At 46.2% G+C, this 18,079-nt stretch carries 12 protein-coding genes; 9 read left to right on the plus strand and 3 right to left on the minus strand.

Annotation, left to right across the window (positions count from 1 at the left end):
• Nucleotides 1-182: 182 nt before the first annotated feature.
• From C161_RS13000 to C161_RS13025, 7 genes are all read left to right on the plus strand, one after another.
• Nucleotides 183-6,893, plus strand: a complete 6,711-nt coding sequence (locus C161_RS13000) for a DUF7507 domain-containing protein (RefSeq protein WP_051449715.1) — start codon at nucleotides 183-185, stop codon at nucleotides 6,891-6,893.
• Nucleotides 6,890-8,581, plus strand: coding sequence for a DUF11 domain-containing protein (locus C161_RS31535; protein WP_051449716.1), 1,692 nt, complete (start codon nucleotides 6,890-6,892; stop codon nucleotides 8,579-8,581). Before C161_RS13000 ends, C161_RS31535 begins: the two co-directional genes overlap by 4 nt.
• Before the next feature lie 153 nt (nucleotides 8,582-8,734).
• Nucleotides 8,735-8,992: a YolD-like family protein gene (locus C161_RS13005; protein ID WP_036608707.1), complete on the plus strand. Its 258-nt coding sequence runs from the start codon at nucleotides 8,735-8,737 to the stop codon at nucleotides 8,990-8,992.
• Between the two features lie 100 nt (nucleotides 8,993-9,092).
• A complete protein-coding gene (locus tag C161_RS13010; RefSeq protein WP_017688846.1) occupies nucleotides 9,093-9,212 on the plus strand; it encodes a hypothetical protein in 120 nt (39 codons plus the stop codon).
• Nucleotides 9,213-9,368: 156 nt separating this feature from the next.
• Nucleotides 9,369-9,872: a ferritin gene (locus C161_RS13015; protein WP_036608705.1), complete on the plus strand. Its 504-nt coding sequence runs from the start codon at nucleotides 9,369-9,371 to the stop codon at nucleotides 9,870-9,872.
• Nucleotides 9,873-10,343: 471 nt separating this feature from the next.
• Entirely contained in the window at nucleotides 10,344-11,084 is a 741-nt protein-coding gene (locus tag C161_RS13020) for a polysaccharide deacetylase family protein (protein ID WP_036608702.1), read from the plus strand.
• 44 nt (nucleotides 11,085-11,128) lie between these two features.
• Nucleotides 11,129-12,037 (plus strand): hypothetical protein, encoded by a 909-nt coding sequence (locus tag C161_RS13025; protein ID WP_051449717.1) that lies wholly within the window; start codon nucleotides 11,129-11,131, stop codon nucleotides 12,035-12,037.
• A gap of 182 nt (nucleotides 12,038-12,219) precedes the next feature.
• Here C161_RS13025 and C161_RS13030 read toward each other — a convergent pair whose 3' ends face one another.
• From C161_RS13030 to C161_RS13040, 3 genes are all read right to left on the minus strand, one after another.
• A complete protein-coding gene (locus C161_RS13030; RefSeq protein WP_036608692.1) occupies nucleotides 12,220-12,819 on the minus strand; it encodes a response regulator transcription factor in 600 nt (199 codons plus the stop codon).
• Entirely contained in the window at nucleotides 12,816-13,964 is a 1,149-nt protein-coding gene (locus C161_RS13035) for a sensor histidine kinase (protein ID WP_036670646.1), read from the minus strand. Before C161_RS13035 ends, C161_RS13030 begins: the two co-directional genes overlap by 4 nt.
• Nucleotides 13,965-14,051: 87 nt before the next feature.
• Nucleotides 14,052-15,110, minus strand: coding sequence for a fatty acid desaturase (locus tag C161_RS13040; RefSeq protein WP_036670647.1), 1,059 nt, complete (start codon nucleotides 15,108-15,110; stop codon nucleotides 14,052-14,054).
• 374 nt (nucleotides 15,111-15,484) lie between these two features.
• On the opposite strand from C161_RS13040, the gene C161_RS13045 reads away from it, so the two are divergent.
• Together C161_RS13045 and C161_RS13050 are read left to right on the plus strand one after the other, a co-directional pair.
• Nucleotides 15,485-16,324 (plus strand): YitT family protein, encoded by an 840-nt coding sequence (locus tag C161_RS13045; RefSeq protein WP_017688839.1) that lies wholly within the window; start codon nucleotides 15,485-15,487, stop codon nucleotides 16,322-16,324.
• A gap of 551 nt (nucleotides 16,325-16,875) precedes the next feature.
• Entirely contained in the window at nucleotides 16,876-18,078 is a 1,203-nt protein-coding gene (locus tag C161_RS13050; RefSeq protein WP_036670648.1) for an ROK family transcriptional regulator, read from the plus strand.
• Nucleotide 18,079 lies beyond the last annotated feature (1 nt).

The following is an 18,079-nucleotide window of genomic DNA, read 5'->3' on the forward strand; positions in this document are numbered from 1 at the left end:
TGATAATTATAAATCACAATGAACAAAACGCAAATGTATTTAACTGTTATGAGAGAACAAGACTCACAGAAGTTTCGAGTTGTCACAAACTTTTTATGGAGGACAAACAAAACTCAACAATACACTCATAGACTATATACATGGCTCCGTTCCATATGTAGGAAATCATTGATGAAGGGGAGGTGATCTTCATTCCTCTTGTCGTTCGTTCAACCGTTAATGCTACGGGAGCAATTACATTTACAGGAAATACGCTTGGACTGAGTCGTTCGGAAACAGCGGGAGTACCCGGAACACAGGATAGTATTGGAGGTTTTATCACAACCAACACCAGCCTCCAATACGGCACCTATCCACTGGGAACGACAAGCCTGTATCAGAGCAACAGTTCAGCAGCCATTCTTACACTACCTGCTGGAAGTACCGTTCTGTATGCAGAATTGATCTGGGGCGGAAGTTACATTAATGGTACAGTCAACCTGAGTGCTGCCATCAACAATCCGGTTACGTTTATTACACCCGCAGGGACTTCCAGTGTTACCCCTGATCCACTTACCTACAATCAATTCGATCTGGGGGGCGGTGCTGCTGGCTATGTACGTTCCGCTAATGTGACCACACTTGTACAAAATGGGGGAGCAGGTACATATATCACCGGAGCAGTGGTAGGGACTATTGTTATTACAAATGATTCCACGGCCAATCATGCGGGGTGGACACTTGGAGTCATTTATCAGAATCCCAATCTGCCTTTTCGCAACATGTCTTTGCGTGCAGGGGGCGTACTCGTTCAATCCACTTCACCACCTGTTGTTACCACACTGACTGGATTTGCAACGCCCCTTTCCGGTGTATTGGGAGGAAGAATACTGTTCAGTGCACAGGAGGGCGACGCGAACCGGACCGGTGACCAGGCATTATTCGGGCCGACCTCAGCTACATCGGTTGCTTTGTCTGGGCCCAATAATCTAGCTGCGAACTTTTTTGCCTCTCAGATTAACGGAGATACCGGAGCGCTTAATACAACAGGAACGTTTGGAACACGAAATCAGATCAACGGAGCTCCAGGTACGAATATTATCGGTGGACGTCAAGGCTGGGATATTACCAATGTGGATGTTTCAGCAAGACTGATTAATAACCAGTCATCTGCGGTGTTGACATTAACGACCTCGGGGGATGCCTACATTGTCAACGCCAATGCAATTCAAGTTGATATTAATGCACCCAAGATCACATTGGCTAAGGCAACGGTCGCCGCCGGTGCAGTTGCCGGGGATAGTATTCTATATTCGGTTACCGTTACCAATGCAGGCACTGCGAGTGCGGCCAGTGTTGTTTTATCCGATTCACTTCCTGCAGGTCTTACCTTTATTCCAGGTAGTGTCACGGTTGCAGGTGTATCCCGTCCAACACTTGATGTGACGGCAGGCATCCCGCTGGGTTCGTTAACTTTATCCAGCAGTGTTGTTGTAACCTATCGAGCACTCATCGGTCAGGATGCAAGCATCCTGCAACTGGTGAATTCGGCCAATGCAGCCTTTACATTTCAAAGTGTAGCAGGGGGGCCGGTCATTACCGGAGTTATTCCGTCCAACAACTCCACCCTTACGGTTTATTCGCCAAACCTGTCCATTGTGAAATCGGCGAGTACCACCAATGCCACGGTGGGTGACCTGGTAACCTATACACTGCAAGTGAACAACGGAGGGAATGTTGCTGCCAACGTTACATTGAGGGATAACATTCCAAGTGGTAGCTCATATGTAGCAGGCAGCTTTCGTCTGAATGGAAATGTGATTGCTGGCGCCAATCCGGTTACTGGCGTTAATCTGGGGAGCCTCGCGGCAGGAAGTGCCAATACCGTGACTTTTCAGGTACTTGTAACAAGCTTGCCAACACCGCCGACTCTTGTGGATCAGGCGACAGCTTCTTATTCCTTCAATTCACCTGATGGTCGGACGATCACGGGAAACATCGCCTCGAATACCTTAACGATTCCGGTAACATTGCCCAATGTGACCACGGTAAAATCAGCATCAGTCACCGATGTTGCTGTCGGGGAGACCTTCACGTACACCGTAGTTACTACCAACAGCGGTATTCAGGTGATTAACAATGTGGTACTTACAGATGCGCTCCCTGCTGGAATAACTTTTGTTCCCGGCAGTGCAACCGTAAGGGGAACTGTTGTACCGTCTGCGAATCCGAGCAGTGGTATCTCCATTGGGACATTGGCGGCCGGAAGTTCTGCGACGGTGACGTTTCAGGTGAATGTGCAGTCTTTGCCTGCTTCAGGTTCGTTAGTCAATCGAGCGGTAGTGTCCTATAGCTCTGGTTCGTTCACGGGCATTTCCAACTCCAATTCCATTACAACCCCTGTATACCAAGCTGTTGTTGGTATCAACAAGTCGGCAAGCCAAACCAATGCGACACTGGGGGATCAGATTGCATACACACTTGTGGTCACGAACAGTGGGAATATAGCGACTCAAGTGAATGTGACGGATACGATTCCAGCGGGGCTGACGTTTGTCCCGAATTCGGTAACTGTGAATGGTACTGCACGTCCTGGAACAAGCCCATTAACCGGAATAACACTGGGCAGCCTCCTGCCGGGAGTTGCGGCTACGGTGGTGTTTCGCGCTACACTCACCACACTCCCGAATCCCCCGACACTGGAGAATCAAGGGACAGCAAGTTATACGTACCAGCTTCCAAGTGGAAGGAATCTCTCAGGCAGTAGCTTATCCAATATCGTTCGTATATCTGCATCGGCTCCCAATATTTCTCTTAGTAAAACAGTAAACACACCAGATGCGACAGTTGGAGATGTGCTTACGTATACCGTTGTTGCAACAAACGCAGGAATTAGTACAGTACAAAATCTGGTGATTTCGGATGCACCATCCGGCTCTGAATTTGTCCCGGGTAGTGTCACGATTAATGGATCTGCTGTTCCCAGCGCAAGCCCCGTTGCGGGAATCGCAGTGGGTTCATTGAATAGCTCAAGCAGTGTAACTGTGACCTATCAGACCCGAGTGAATTCCGTTCCATCTACGGGTTTGGTTAGTAACCAGGCCAATGCAGCATTTACATCAGGCAGTTTTAACGGTGTTTCTTCTTCTATATCAGTAAATACCCCCATATTTCTGCCAGTGATCCAAGTGGTGAAGTCAGCAAGTACAACAAGTTTGACTGTAGGCGATACGTTTAATTACACCATCCAAATTAACAATACAGGTAACATAGCTGCAACGGTTACCTTGACAGATCCCATTCCAGCAGGAGCAGTATTCAGCACAAATAGTGTCATTATTAATGGCGTACCTACACCTGGAGTCAGCCCGGAGTCGGGTATCAGTCTAGGAGAGATTGCTGCGGGCTCAGGTGCAACGGTCACCTTTGTTGCAACGGTTACCAGTTTGCCAGATGCAAGGCAGTTAATTAATCAGGCGGTTGCTTCATTTGCCTACACACTCCCAAGTGGGAGAACGATTGCCGGTCTCTCGTCATCAAACACCATCACTATTCCAGTGTCTCTGCCCAATGTTACGATTGTCAACAGTGACAATGTAGAGTACGGCGTAGTCGGAGATGTCATTCGATACACATCTGTTATTCGTAATAACGGCACAGTAGCCGTTAATAATGTGGTATATGTCAATCCTCTTCCTTCGAATACCCCATTTGTACCCGGAAGTGTCATTGTGAACGGGACTTCGTTCCCGCTCTCCAATCCGACCGCCGGCATTCCAATCGGTACGTTGGCTCCAGGAGCCGAGGTTACCGTAACTTTTGAGGTGACGATTACCATGCCGATTCCTTCGCAGATTAACAATCAGTCGACGGTCAGCTTCACATCCGGTTCATTTTCAGGGTCATCATCGTCCAATACCACTCAGACTCCGGTCATACAACCGCAGATTTCACTTGTCAAAACAGCAAATACCGTAAATGCAACTGTAGGTGATACGGTTGTATACACGGTAACGGTCAGCAATGCTGGCAATCTGGAAGCAAATGTTACTCTCACAGACAACATTCCTTCTGCGACTACTTTTGTACCCAACAGTGTGGTTGTATCCGGTGTGCCAGAGCCGGGAGTAACACCAGGAACAGGTATTCCGGTAGGCATTGTAGCAGCGGGGGCGACGGCTGTTGTCACGTTTGCCGTTGTTGTGGATTCACTTCCATCCCCACAGCAGCTTAGCAATTTTGCTACATCATCCTTTACATTTACACCTCCAGATGGGCGGACGTTGACTGGCTCAGCCACTTCGAATACACTCACGTTCCCGGTCTCGTCACCAAACGTCGCTGTTGTCAAAAGCACAGCTTCCACTGCGGCTACGGTAGGAGATACAGTGACCTATTCCATTCTGGTGACCAACAGCGGAATTGCACCGGTGAACAATATTCAGTTTTCAGACCCGATTCCAGCTGGAGCCTCTTTTGTTACAGGGAGTGTCACAGTGAATGGGGTTGCGCAACCCGGAGCCAATCCGGCAGGTGGGGTACCCCTTGGTACATTGGGGCCCGGAACGTCCGCGACGGTCACATTCAGTATCCGTATCGACGCGATCCCGCCAAGTGATCAGTTGAGCAATCGCTCTACGGTCAGTTTTACCTCAGGTACATTCTCAAGCACAACCTTTTCAAATACCGTGGTCACTCCGGTGTACCAGCCTATTCTTTCAGCACAAAAAACAGCCAGTACACAAAATGCTACCGTTGGGGATACAGTCAGCTACACGATAACCGTGAGCAATCAGGGAAACTATGGAGCCCAGATTAACCTGACAGATAACCTTCCAGCCGGAACCATCCTTGTGCCAAATAGCGTTATTGTGAACGGTCAACCGCTGCCAGCAGGAAATCCAGCAACGGGCATCCCCGCAGGTAATGTGGCTCCCGGAGCTACGACCACCATTACCTTTTCAGTAGTTGTTGATACGCTGCCAAGTCCGCAACAACTGGTGAATCAGGCTTCGGTGGCTCTATCATATACATTGCCGGATGGGCGAAACATCACGGAGTCTGTTCTATCCAATGTGTTGACCATTACCGTATCGGCACCGGATGTTGATGTCGTCAAATCCACAACTTCAACGGCGGTATCAGTTGGTGATATCGTAACGTATAGCATCGCTGTAACCAATAACGGAATTGCAACGGTCAACAATGTGGTTTTCACGGATGCAGTGCCGACAAGTACCGTTCTTGCGCCAACCGGCGTGTTTGTCGATGGTGTTCTGCGCCCTGGTGCCAATCCTTCTACGGGAATAACACTTGGTTCCATCGCACCTGGTGTTACGGTAACCGTTGTATTTAGTGTGCAGGTTACGGCGCTCCCGGCAAGTGCAGTGTTAAACAATCAGTCTACTGTCAGCTTTACATCAGGTGTTTTCTCAGCGACCACATTCTCCAATACAGTTACAACTCCGGTCTATCAACCTATTCTGTCGGCAGTCAAAACGGGAGATCAGACGATAGCAACGGTAGGGGATACCGTTGTGTACAGCATCGCCATCTCCAATGCCGGGAACTATGGGGCATCTGTCACGTTAACGGATACCATTCCGGCAGGAACAGAGTTTGTTCCAAATAGCGTTATTATTAACGGGGCTTCTGCACCAGGTGCAGATCCAGCTTCGGGTATTCCGCTTGGTGTCGTTTCCACAACAACTCTGGTTACCTTCTCCGTTGTGATTGTGACGTTACCTTTGAGCCAGTCCATTACCAATCAGGCTTCTGCGACATTTTCGTATACATTACCTGATGGTAGAACACTTGGAGGCACGATTACGTCCAACGCACTCAACATTCAAGTATCTGCTCCGAACGTGAGTGTAGTTAAGACGGCTTCGGTAGTTGATGCCGTGGTAGGCGACACGATTGTGTATGAAATGGTTGTGACCAATGAAGGAATTGACCCGGTAAACAACATTGTGATCACCGATCCGATTAACCCAGCCACCACATTTGTTACAGGCAGTGTTCTGGTGGACGGCGTCCCACGGGCCTTGGCAAACCCGGCGCTGGGCATAGCCCTTGGTAGTTTAGCGCCTGGAGCATCGATAGCGGTATCGTATGCAGTACGGGTCAATACGCTTCCAACACCACCACAAGTGAGCAGTCAGTCTTCCGTAAGTTTCACATCGGGTGTTTTCTCGGGAGCAGCGTATTCCAATACGGTTGTAACACCAATCTATCAGCCGATTATTGCCGTAACCAAAACAGGGAGCACCTCCAATGCAACCATTGGTGACACCATCACCTATTCTTTTGCCATTAACAATAGCGGGAATCTGGATGCAAGTTTGACATTAACGGACAATATACCGAATGGAGCCGTACTGCTTCCCAACAGTGTTCTGATTGATGGTGTTCCACAGCCAGGTGCCAATCCAGAGACGGGTATCGTTGTGGGTACCATACCGTCCGGAGGTACGGTTATTGTAACGGTTACCCTCGAGGTGACTGTAGATACGTTGCCGCAGGATCAGCAACTGGTTAACCAGGCGGTGGCCAACTATACATTTAGTCCACCCGATGGCCGTCTGTTGACGGGGACCGTATCTTCGAATGTTCTGGTTATCCCGGTATCTGCACCAAATGTTGTTGTTGCCAAAAGTACAAGTGCCATTGATGCTGTTGTCGGTGATGTAATCACCTATACGGTTGTAGTAACCAATAGCGGCATTGAAGTGGTGAATAATGTGGTCATGGTTGACCCGGTACCTGTCGGTACAGTATTTGTGCCAGGAAGTGTTACGGTGGATGGTGTGCCAAGACCAACAGGGAATCCGAATACAGGCATCACGCTTGGTTCGATTGCTGCGGGTGCTTCCGTTACGGTTACATTCAGAGTAGAGGTTGTGGTGATATGAGCCAATCTTCCGGTCCGTTGTCCCACTGGCTAAAGAATCAGTCCCTGGTTCGATTCAGCTCTGGTGCGACTGAACTGGAACAGGTATCCTATTCGAATACGGTTGTAACACCGTGGATCGGCCCCAGGCTTGAAGTCAGAAAAGTCTGCAATGTCACGGAGGCTGCCTTAGGGCAGTCTCTTATCTACCGTGTTGAAATTGTTAACACCGGAAATCTTACGGCCCTAGTGTACCTATTGGATCAGCTATCTGCAGAGACGGCACTGCTTCCCAACAGTGTACTGCGTGATGGTATTCCGTTACCGGGAGCATCACCGGAGAGAGGATTGCCTCCAGCTGAAATCGCGCCCGGAGCCACGTTGCGATACCACTTCCAAGTTGTAATCTTGCGTTTACCTGAGACACTGAAGCTGCTGAATCAGGCACAGGTTAACTATGAGTTTTTGACACCGGAAGGCAGAACGGTTACAGGTATGGAACAATCCAATATCGTGGAGGTCAATCTGGTCTCATCCCGGCTGGAGATCTCCTTTCAGGCTGATCACATCTATACCTTCTCAGGGGATATTGTCATGTACACCGTCATCGTTAGCAATCCGGGTTTTATTGCAGCCACGAATGCCCAAGTAACGATTTCTTTGCCACAAGGTATTGTTTTTATACCTGCGAGTGTCATCGTAGATGAAATGTTTGCGCCACAAGTAACGCCTGATACGGGCATACAACTTGGAGAGATTTTACCCGGAAGCTCAATTAGAATACAATATCGGGTTCAGGTTATTGGGGGAAGCGATGCAAACGGAATATCAAGTGTAGCTGTACTGGCGTATATCTCGGCAGGACAGCAGGAGACGGTCTACTCCAATCAGGTTACCCTGGAAGTGATACAGCCCCAGGTCTCTGTGGTGAAAAGTGTGCTCCCGGTAACGGCCACATTAGGCGATGTCGTCCAATATAATATTACCGTCTCCAATGCAAGCAGTTATGCGGTCGATGGAACTCTCCTGGATGGACTGCCCACAGGTGTGACATTTGTCGAAGGCAGCCTGCGCTGGAATGGGGTTAAACGTCCCGGAACCAATCTGGCTAAAGGGCTTAATCTGGGGACGTTGACAGCCCGGTCGGTTCTGAATATTCAGTTCGAAGCGAAACTTCCAGATCGAGATGAATCGATGCCTGATGACTACAGGTATGTGAATCATGCTAGCCTGATGTATACATTTCGATTGCCAGATTCACGGTCAGTGCAGCGGATGATTACATCCAATGAAGCTGTGGTCGAATTGAAAGCGCCGATAATTCAGGCTTATGTTCAAGTGACACCCACATTGGTCGAGCAGGGAGGTACCGTCACTTTTCAGGTACGTGTGGGGAATACGGGTAATTTGCCGGCACGTGTACAACTTGGGAGCATTTTACCTGAGGGTGCCAGATGGCTTGGTCAAGCTACGGGTGAGCTCCAATTGAGCATATCAGAGTATTCCACACCACGGGTTCTGCATGTGGGCGTGATTGAGCCTGGAACGGAAAAAAACATCTCGTATGTAGCGAAGTTAGCTTCTGAGAAGGTGGGGACGCTGCAAGGAGACTTGATTGCCAGGTACACGTATGAATGGAATGGACAAAAACGGGCTGGCGAAACCCGATCGAATGAGTACAGCATCATTGTGGAGTATAGAGAAGAATAGGAGGTATCACGGTTAACGGTAACTTGCCTGAGGAATTTGCTCATTCTGGTTGCCATGAGATTACACGAACGTAAATGAATGGTATACTAATTGAATATGAACTCGGCAATCAACCCGTGGAATCGGGACGTCGGAGTAGAGGAGGCAGCCACATTGGCAAAAGCAAAAGTAGCAAAAAGACCTACACGGGATGAGTTTGAACTCGAAGAGTTGGGAAACCAGCTGGTTGAAGCTTTTCGGGAACGTTCGGAAGTACTGTTGACGGTATGGGGCAAAGAAGATCAGGTGCAAGGAGTCATCGTCAAAATGGACTCCCGTACACGACTTGTGCATGTAGAGTATACCGAAGAAGAGTTCACAGCGAAGGTACCTTTTCTGGATATCATGCGTGTGCAATCTCCCCGGTACTGAACGAAAAAAACAGCAATCTGAATAATTAGGGCATCCGCCCTGTCAAAGTCGTTCTTCCTGCATAAGATAACCCATACCTGTTGCAGAGGAGGTACGGTCAATGAGCGAAGTATTAGGTGGAGAAACAAGAGGCTACGGATACGGAGGTTTCACTTCTGTAGGTGCCATTCTGGTTCTGTTCATCCTGTTGGTTATCATCTCCAAAGCGTTCTTGGTATAATTGCATATCTCTAAAGAATGAAAGAAGCTCTGCCATCGCGGCAGAGCTTTTTTGTTCGTTCAGTCCTTGGCGAATTTTGTAGAAAATCGGTGTAAGTCCTGCTTACGTTATGTTAGAATATAACCATCCCTAGAGAAAGAAAGAGGTGTTTTGATTATGAGCCAAACGTTAACAGAATCTTTAAATGAACAGATGAACTTTGAGTTTTATTCCGCTCATGTATATCTGGCTATGGCAGCCTATTGTTCCAGCAAAAGTCTGGATGGATTTGCGAACTTCTTCATCGTGCAAGCGGAAGAAGAGCGATTCCATGGCATGAAAATATACAAATTCCTGAATGATCGTGGGCAACGTGCCACACTTGAGGCTTTGCCAGAACCGAAGAATGAATATGCTTCGATGCTGGATGTGTTTGAGCATGGTTATGCTCATGAACAGCAAAACACGAAAAAATTCTACAATCTGGCTGACATCGCTCTGAATGAACGTGAACATGCAACGATGTATTTCCTGAAATGGTTCATTGATGAGCAGGTTGAAGAGGAAGCTTTGTTTGACAATATTATTCAGAAGCTGCGCCGCATTGAAAAAGACAGCAATGCCTTCTACATGCTGGATGCCGAGTTTGGCAAACGTTCGTTCACTGCTCCTGCTGAATAAATGCATGTTGGGAGTCGAGAAGATTCCAGCGTCAAAACACCATTTACATACAGCATGAGGTAATGATCCTGAAAGCAATGGGGGCAATCCCCTTGCAAGGGATGATGGTTTGATGCCATATGCTGATTGAAGACAAAGAAGCCTGCACTTGTGCAGGTTTTTTTGCATGCAACGATATTTAATGATTGTATAGATTTACTTGAATTGGAGGAAAGGTCTATCAAAATTCTGAATGTGGGTAATAGAGGATATGTCACAATTGATCTATCCTGACGGGATCTTATTTTGCGCAAATCTATCAAATTCGTATTAAATTTTAGGTTTATCTGACAAAAGTGTAACTCTACCGTAGCCTTTGGAGCGAGAACAGGAGCCACTATCTTTGATAGTATTAGGATTAATCGCCAAGGGATGAAGGTAGAAAAACATGGACACCCGGGGAAATTTAACACACAAGGGAGACTTTTAATTATGCTACATATTCGTAAATCTATCATGGTCACACTTGCTATTTTATTAATCATTCCACTATTATTGCCGCAGTCGGTATCTGCCAAATCAGCTGCATCCAAGGATGGTGCAAGCAAAGCAAATTCCAAAATCATATACCTGACGTTTGATGATGGGCCAACTGCTCATACGGGTCAGTTACTGGATATTCTGGATCAATATCATGCGAAGGCAACGTTTTTCATGCTGGGACCTCAAATGGAGCAATTTCAGAAGGCTACCAAACGTATCGTAGCTGACGGGCATGGATTGGGTCTGCATGGTGTGACTCACGTTCCAGGCAAATTCTATAAATCTGCATATAGCGGATTGAAAGAAATGCAACAGGCCAATGCAAGTCTGAACAAGGTTGCCGGAGTTAAAACAAGTCTCGTGCGGACGCCATACGGTAGTAAACCATACCTCAAGCCTGCGTTCCGTAGTGTACTTCTGGGCCAGGGTGGATTCCATCTATGGGATTGGAATGTCGACTCGGAAGATTGGAAATACAAGAAGGATCACCAGAAAGTCTATAACAGTGTAATGAAGCAGATCCACAATGTGCAAAAGAGCGGAACAACACCTGTTGTGCTTATGCACGACCAGGAAGCAACGCTGAAAGTATTACCGCAAGTATTGAAAACATTGAAGGCAGAAGGGTATCGTTTTGAAGTATTAAGCAAAAAAGTACAGCCGGTTAACTTCTGGAACGACAAGCGTTAATCTTTTGAATTTTTAGATTGGCTACAACGAAGGAGGTACACATCATGAAGAAACAGCCATTATGGATCATGATTCCAGTAACGACAGCCGTTTTACTTGCTCTGGCAGGATGTGGCGGACCGGATTCAAATGCAGCATCATCAGAGAATAGCTCTTCACCAACAACAACAGTGGGGGAGCAGACCGAGACCGGCAGCGGTGGTGCTGATTTCTCTAATGAAAATGAAACAGGAACCAAAGAGAATACGGGCACAACAGATAATGTAGACACATCAGGATCGAAGGCAAATGACAACCAAGTTGCCACTGGTCATTCAGGTGTGAATGATGTGATCAAGCAAGTTCGCAACCAGTTGAAGATGAAGGATGCAGCGTTACCCACTTCATTCACATTGGACAAGGGTACATCTTTGGGGGCGGCAATACTGTCCAATACTGCGGATGCATTTAAGGTAAACTTCTACGCTACCACTCAGTCTGTTGCCATTAATGATCAATCTTTAACTGCATCCGACAGTAAGATACCTGTACTGGCTTCCTATGAAGTGAAGACCTATAAGGACCCGGATCAGCCAGAAATATTCCCTGAGACGGACCTGAAAGATATTCCAGCAGATATGGCTGTGGATCTGGGACATGGCATCAAAGGCATGAGTGAAGGTGCCGCAGGCAGTCAATATCTGACTTGGCAAGAAGGTAGATGGACGCTGGAAATTCGTTCGGTATCCGAAGATGAAATGAATAATCCGGGCATAGCGAAAAAAATGGTGGAGTACCTGGAGTTACATACCTTGCCTGTACCTAAAGATAAAGGGTATATCAAGGTTGAATATCCAAGTGGTGGACAGTCTGTTCTTGTAACGATCTCATGGCAGGACGGTAACCAAATTCATCAGTTTAAGACCGATCAAGTGCCATTAGAAGCTCTTGGCATGGTTGTATCTGTGAAATAAATCTTGAGTGTTTTACGGATATTCTGCTATGTAGAAGAGATGAGTGTGGGATTGTTACGATACACCTAAAAAAGCTTGGCCCAGGAAGTGCTGGGCCAAGCTTTTTATTTTGAGCATGTTATCGCAGCTTATGCAGCCGGGGTACATGCTTATTTTTGTTTCAATGGGTTAAAGCGGTACTTTCATTTGAACCACCCTTTTTCCTTGGAGCGAGTGATGGCCTCAATGCGGTTACTGGCATTTAACTTGTTGAGAATAATGGAGATGTAGTTACGCACCGTTCCCGTTGTAATGAACAGATGCCCGGCGATTTCCTTGGTGTTTTTCCCATCTGCCATGAGGCCTAGTACAGCGTTCTCCCGTTCTGTCAGTGGGTTTTCTTCTACATAAGCTTCATCTACCAAGTCGGGAGCGAAGATACGTCTGCCATTCATAACTTGGCGGATCGACTCGGCAAGTTCTTCAATTGGACTGTCTTTGAGCAGGTAACCACGGACACCGCCCTTTAGGGCACGTTCGAAATATCCGGTCCGGGCAAAAGTGGTCAGGATAATGACCTTACAGCTCATTCCTTTGAGTTCTTCTGCGGCTTCAAGGCCGCTTTTTACAGGCATTTCTATATCCATCAGACAGATGTCTGGTGCGAGCTCTTGGACAAGGGCAAGGGCTTCCTGGCCGTTGCTGGCACGTCCGACGACTTCCATATCTTCCTCCAGATTGAGGAGGGAGGACAAGGCGCCGAGCATCATGCGCTGATCTTCCGCGATTACAATTCTAATCATGATTCTGCCTCCTTTATCGGTTTGCGAACGAGTTTCGGAACATGAATAATGATCGCTGTACCCGGGATGTCTGTCGCAGAGGGAATATCCAGACATCCGTTCACAAATTCAAGTCGTTCCTTCATGCCCAAAATTCCTGTTCCGCGCCGATCCTGTTTGCGAGTTCGTTCTATTCCAACACCGTTATCTTGAACGGTTACTACATTATCCGCTAGTGTTTCCTTAATGATGATAGTACAGGTTGTTGCCTGACTGTGTTTGACGACATTCGTGACAGCTTCTTTCAAGCACATACCGAGCACATTTTCATTCAATTGTGACGTATCCTGTAACTTCGGATTACCTTCCAGCACAAATTCAATCGAAGCGGCCTTCAGAATCTGCTCCGCCCGGAACAGTTCATCGACCAATTGTGTACCACGCATAGTGGTGACCATTTCCCGGACTTCCTTCAGAGCTGTACTTGCCGTTTGTCTGAGGTCGTTCAATTCAATCTCGGCCTGATCGGGATTATTGCGGAGCAGCCGTCTCGCCAGATCGGTTTTCAGACCGATCAAAGAGAGCTTCTGTCCAAGTGTATCGTGCAGGTCACGAGCGATACGCTGGCGTTCTTCCATTTTTACGAGATCATCAAGTCGCTTGTTCGCATTCTCCAATTGGCCTTCCAAATGTTCAGTTTTGTTTTTGTTATACGTACTGATTGGGAGCAGGATGGAGGCCATTAAGCTGATGAATACAAACGGGAGTTGGCTCACCAACAGAGAACTCTGATTAATGAAACCGTAATTAATGGTTACGAAACTGGCTCCCAGGTTCACCGAGTAGAGGGTGAAGAAACCGGCTTTATTTTTAATATTCCCAATAAAGAAAGCAAGAAACAATGAGAAATACGCATAATCATAGGCGATCGTCATCGTAATGGATATGGCAATAAGCATTCCAATCCACATGTACACCTGCCAGCCCTTGGTGATGAAGGCGAGCAGGTAACAGACGAAGAAAACGAGGATAATGATGATGCCGGTTACCATCGTCCATAATTTAGAATATTGCGATATAAAATAGAATGGTAGGATGAAAAAGGCGAGCCATACATAAAGGTTCAACCCTGTTTTTTTATAAAAATTTTGCATCCACTTTTGAATGGAATTCTCCTCCTCAAACTTGTACTCAACTTTAGCATGACTGTAGCATGACTATGGCTTGAACACAAGAAAACGAATCCGACAGAGTTAAGGCTTCTCTGTCAGACCCGCTGGATTGGTTACTCGGATAGGCGGTTGAACATACGGCTTGCGGGATAGCTTTTTGAGCTGTCTGAAGCTAATAAACTGTTTAGAATCTTCATCCCACAGACGGAAGCGCAGGGCAACCAGACTGGAACGTAATGTAATAGTCGTTGCTTTTTGCAAAGGTGGTGTTGCGTTATGTGCTTCTTCCAAGAAATAGTTAGGTACACGTGGGCTCAAGTGATGCACATGGTGAAACCCGATATTACCACTGATCCATTGCAATAATTTTGGCAATTTGTAATAAGAACTGCCTTCAACAGCTGCTTTTACATAACTCCACTCATCTTCATGTTCAAAATACGTCTCTTCGAACTGATGTTGGACGTAGAACAACCAGATACCAAAGAAACCGGAGAAGAAGAAGATAGGTGCCTGCACCATTACAAAAGCCTGCCATCCGACTAACCAGGACATGAATGCATAGAGCACAACGATCAATACGGTAGTCAGGTGTGTATTGATACGTTCTTTACGTCTAGCACCTTTGCGGTTAAAACGGTAAGCCAACAGGAACACGTAAATGGGTCCGATACAAAACAATACAAACGGGTTACGATAAATCCGATAGAAGAGACGACCCCAAGTAGAAGCTTCTTTGTATTCGTCAACCGTCATAACCCAGATATCACCTACACCACGTTTGTCAAGATTACTGCTTGTTGCGTGATGGATAGAATGCTCGTTTTTCCACTGCTGATAGGGTGTCACTGTTAATACACCAGTAATGGTACCGAGAATATCGTTGGCGCGTTTGCTCTTGAAGAATGAACCATGGCAGCAGTCATGGAAAATAATAAAGGTCCGCAGTACAAATCCGGATGCCACCAAGGCAATCGGGAAGGTCAGCCAGTAGGAAACCGATAAGCTAAAGTAAGCTGCAGCCCATAACAAGAAGAGCGGGAGCAATGTATTGATTAACTGGCGGATACTTAGTCTGAGATCATTTTTTTCGTAAGGGGTAACTTCTTTTTTTAAGGCCATTTCTTTTGATCTGTTCATAAAATTGTGTCCTCCTTCAATCGTTATAACTGTAATCAGCTACAACTTGGCGTTTCCCGCTAGACTTTCCTGTAGGAAGCGTTTTTATCATTGTAAAACAATCCGAACATGACAGTAAGTCATAAACGTCAGCCTTCTGTAATGATGAATATCAATGATGGACCATGACATTTGTCATGGGTGTATGATACTCAATAGCTCTGCAGAAGACAGAAGAGCAGGTTTTACTAATTCCTTTGCACAAATTACGCAACAATTTGTATTATGTATACAAATTTTGTTGTGAGCATGGTAAAATCTATCCTTGAGTGATTATGACAACTTATGAGACGGGTCGATTAGGTTGATTTCTGATGGATTGGATGGAATGCATAATGAAGAAACGAATTACGGATATCCTATTTATTATGGCAGGTGCATTTCTGTTTGCACTGGCGGTGAACCTGTTTGTCATCCCGAACGATTTGGCTGAAGGCGGCGTCACGGGTATCACGATTATTTTGTATTACCTGTTTGAATGGTCCCCAGGACTGATGAACTTGATCCTGAACGGTATTTTGTTAATTGTGGGATATCGGTTTCTTGATAAAACGACTACGGTATATACGATTATTGCAGTGGTATTCAACTCGTTGTTCCTGCATCTGACGGAGAGTTGGACGATTGCATCGGATGAACTCTGGATCAATACCATTTTTGCCGGATTATTTGCCGGTCTTGGAATTGGCTTGATTGTTAGAGTGGGAGGCACAACGGCGGGGACAGTGATCCTGGCCCGACTTGCCAACAAATATCTGGATTGGAATATCAGTTACGGACTTCTGTTCTTCGATCTGATTGTGGCTTTCTCCTCATACTTCATCATTGGACCACAAGGATTAATGTGTACAATTGTCTTGCTGTTTGTCGGAACCAAAACAATGGAGTTCATTATTGAAGGGCTCAATCCGAAAAAAGCAGTCATGATTATCTCTTCCAAACAGGATGAAATCGCAAAGCAAGTCATTGAGAAGATGGATCGCGGAGTAACCGTCCTGTCCGGTCATGGCTATTACACAAAAAATAAGAAAGAAATTCTATACATTGTGATTAGCAAGCAGGAAGTTTCTATGCTCAAGAAGATTGTACGAGCAGAAGATGAGATTGCTTTTATCACCATTCATGACGTGCGTGATGTTTTCGGTGAAGGATTTATTGAACTCTCTAAAACTTGATGAATATATGTATATAAGGAAGAAAGGAGTTGCGGTGAAATATCACCGCAACTTTTTTGATAGGTTAATGGTATCCGGTATTAACCTAGTTCAATAAGAAAGAACCCTTCTCTGAAGAGAAGGGCAAAAGAGTATTAATAATGTCTTCTTTTTTTGATTCCACAATATTCAACAGTGACATGACAGTGTTTTTTACACTTTGTAGGGACATATTTCACTTTGGTAACACAAGTTTTCGTAATTTTTTTGTAAAAACACTTTGGTCTTGGATGATGACATTTATGATGTTTTCTATACATATTAAAACCTCCCTGATCGTGATAAGGTATTCTATGAGCGTGTCACTGTTTCGGAAATGTATAAACGTCTATTATTGTATAATAATTCCTTTATTAGGCTTCTGTGTTACAGGTGAAGGTTGGTTCTTTCTAGTAAAACTTTCTACTAAAAGAGTGCAATGACAAAAAGCTGTACACCTACCAAACACGATGATATATTGAATTTAATCAATTTGTTAATAAACCTAACTAACTATAAGAGGAGGCGATAACATGGCTGGCACACCGCAGTATATCCGCAATCTGAATGAAAATCTCATCATGGATGCCCTCATAACTCAGGGAACCATGTCGAGAGCGGATATCAGCCGTCAGACCGGACTCAGTAAACCAACAGTATCTTTGGCAGTCGAACATCTGATTGACCGTAATCTGGTGAGGGAAATGGGGCCAGCTGACAACGCTCAGGGTCGAAAAGCAACCCTCATTCGTTTCAACGAAACGGCTTATTATGTCTGTGGTATAGATATCGGGGCAACACGTATTCGGGTTGCATTATCCGATCTGAATGGAGAGATCATTGCCTATAGAACATATCCCATGGTTGTTCAAGGAGCTTATGAGCGAGGAGAAGCGACGATGTTGGAACTTCTTCGAAGCCATATGAACGAACTGCTTGATGAGAATCATCTGAACTGGGATCAGATTCAGTGCATCGGGTTTGGTATACCAGGCGTAGTGCTGCCTGAATCAGGGCGTATCAATCGTATTGTGGACCCGTTAGCGGGTCTGGAAGAAGCTTTCTCTCTAGAATCGTTGTCAGGAGCTTTTCCCTGTGAAGTAATTCTGGAAAATGATGTGAATCTTGCAGCCCTTGGGGAGTATCGGAGTGGTGCAGCAGCAGGATATCCCTTGTTTGTTTTTTTCTCCATCGGTACAGGGACAGGCGCTGGCATCATGGTACATGGCCAACTGCTTCGAGGTTTAGGTGGCTTAACTGGAGAGATCGCGGAGATGCTGGTGGACGATGGCCGACGTCTGGAGGAAGTGCTGTCCGCTGATGGTCTGATGCAACTGGCGAAAGATTATCTAGATCAGCATGATGAACTATTGGAAGTTGCTGATTCGGGTGCAGATGATCTTCACAGACACCTAACTCCCGAGAAGTTATTTGAAGCTGCGCGCAGTGGAGAAGTAGAGGCGTTAGACATTCTACAACAATACAGCCAGAAGATTGCTTCCGCTCTGCGTCAGATTAGCGTTGTGCTTGCTCCAGATCTCATTGTGCTTGGCGGAGGTGTAGGAGGGAACGGTGATATGTTATTGCCTTTACTGAGGCAGATCATCTCTGAGCAATTCCCTGTGCAACCACAGTTAATCTGTTCCAAGCTTGGTGAGCAGGCTGTTGTCACTGGCGCGGTACAGGTGGCCATACAACAAACGATGCTGAACCTTCAGCAGGAAGCCATGGAATAAG

The organism is Paenibacillus sp. FSL R5-192, from assembly GCF_000517845.1.
In the GTDB taxonomy this organism is placed as follows: Bacteria; Bacillota; Bacilli; order Paenibacillales; family Paenibacillaceae; genus Paenibacillus; species Paenibacillus amylolyticus.

What these genes read in the sequence shown, in the direction of transcription:
- C161_RS31535 (WP_051449716.1), top strand. Translation starts at nt 6,890, where the DNA reads ATGAGCCAATCTTCCGGTCCGTTGTCCCACTGGCTAAAGAATCAGTCC.
- C161_RS13010 (WP_017688846.1), top strand. Translation starts at nt 9,093, where the DNA reads ATGAGCGAAGTATTAGGTGGAGAAACAAGAGGCTACGGATACGGAGGT.
- C161_RS13015 (WP_036608705.1), top strand. Translation starts at nt 9,369, where the DNA reads ATGAGCCAAACGTTAACAGAATCTTTAAATGAACAGATGAACTTTGAG.
- C161_RS13020 (WP_036608702.1), top strand. Translation starts at nt 10,344, where the DNA reads ATGCTACATATTCGTAAATCTATCATGGTCACACTTGCTATTTTATTA.
- C161_RS13025 (WP_051449717.1), top strand. Translation starts at nt 11,129, where the DNA reads ATGAAGAAACAGCCATTATGGATCATGATTCCAGTAACGACAGCCGTT.
- C161_RS13030 (WP_036608692.1), bottom strand. Translation starts at nt 12,819, where the DNA reads ATGATTAGAATTGTAATCGCGGAAGATCAGCGCATGATGCTCGGCGCC.
- C161_RS13040 (WP_036670647.1), bottom strand. Translation starts at nt 15,110, where the DNA reads ATGAACAGATCAAAAGAAATGGCCTTAAAAAAAGAAGTTACCCCTTAC.
- C161_RS13045 (WP_017688839.1), top strand. Translation starts at nt 15,485, where the DNA reads ATGAAGAAACGAATTACGGATATCCTATTTATTATGGCAGGTGCATTT.
- C161_RS13050 (WP_036670648.1), top strand. Translation starts at nt 16,876, where the DNA reads ATGGCTGGCACACCGCAGTATATCCGCAATCTGAATGAAAATCTCATC.